Below are 1,297 nucleotides of genomic sequence, written 5' to 3' on the forward strand. Positions count from 1 at the left end.
GTGCCCTCCCGGACCCGCCTCGACGTCTGGGGTCTGAAGCGACATGGCGTCGGCGAGGAGCTGGCGGTACACCACGTCGGACAGGCGCCGTTTGAGCGCGCGCAGCGCCTCCATCGATGTCTTGCCGTCGGCGACCTTGCGGTCGAAGTAGGCCCGGCCCTCGGTGGCGTTGCGCAGCTGCACGGTCGCGGCGATGTGCAGCACGTGGTTCATCCGCCTGTTCCCCGCCCGGGACAGGCGGTGGCGGACCTGCTGCCCAGAAGAGGCGTCCAGCGGTGCGGTCCCGGTCCAGGACGCGAACCGCGCCCGGGTGGGGAACCGGGCGACGTCGCCGACATCGGCCAGGATCCGTGCCGCGCCGGCAGGGCCGATGCCGTGGATGTCCATCAGGTGCGACCCGCGCGCCAGGACCGCGGCCTTCAGCTCAGCGTTCAGTGCCTTGAGCTTGGCGTCGACGGCGACCAGGTCAGTCAGCTCCTCGACCGCCATGCGCCGTCGGGTCCGCCCGGCGACGTCGCGAGGGCGGACGCTGGCCAGCATCCTCTTGGCCTGGGTCGCCGACAGGTCCCGCTTCCTCTTGCCCGGGATCAGCTCGCCCAGCAGGCGCTGCAGCCGATTGACCGTCTGCACCCGCAACCGGGACAGCTCATCACGCCGGTCGGACAGCATCCGCAACGCCTCGAGCTCCCCGTCACGGTGCACCACCCGCAAGCCTCGGGTCCGGACGGCCACGACAGCGATGGAGTGCGCGTCCAGGGCATCGGTCTTGCGGTTGTGGCCGGTGTCGAACAACCGCACCCTGGCGGCCAGCTTCGCCGGGACGTCGACGACCCGTTCGCCGTCCTCGACCAGCCGCTGAGCCAGCGGGCGCCCGGTGCCGTTGGCCCCTCGACCGCCCACAGCCGGTGCGGGAAGGTCCGCGCGTAGGACCGCATCGCGGTGTACCCGCGCTGGTCGGTGTTGAACCGGCCGGTCGCGACCAGCCGCTCCTGACGGTCCACGATCTCGATCGTCGCGGACAGCTTGTGGGGGTCGACCCCGATGATGACCTCTGCCATGCTCCTCGCCTCCAACAGGCGCCTCGAACCGATAAACGGAAACGGCGAGGTGGGCAGTGCTACTACGAGCAGGGCAATCCCCTCTTGAGCCACGCCTCGTCAGCGGTACCCGACGAGGCACAGTCCAGAAGAGAGCCACAACCACACGGGCTGGGCAGCCGCAATTGAGAGCGTCCCGCCGGGCACCTAAACCGAGTCTGGCCCGACCCGATCATGAAGGGAAGTCTCCTAGTAGCCGC

1 protein-coding gene is annotated in these 1,297 nt (G+C 69.9%); it reads right to left on the reverse strand.

Annotation, left to right across the window (positions count from 1 at the left end; translation table 11 throughout):
- Positions 1 to 900: IS110 family transposase (locus tag AVL62_RS05615; RefSeq protein WP_235585565.1), on the reverse strand; the 900-nt coding region annotated here is incomplete at its 3' end.
- Positions 901 to 1,297 lie beyond the last annotated feature (397 nt).

This window comes from Serinicoccus chungangensis (assembly GCF_001483745.1).
GTDB lineage: Bacteria > Actinomycetota > Actinomycetes > Actinomycetales > Dermatophilaceae > Ornithinicoccus > Ornithinicoccus chungangensis_A.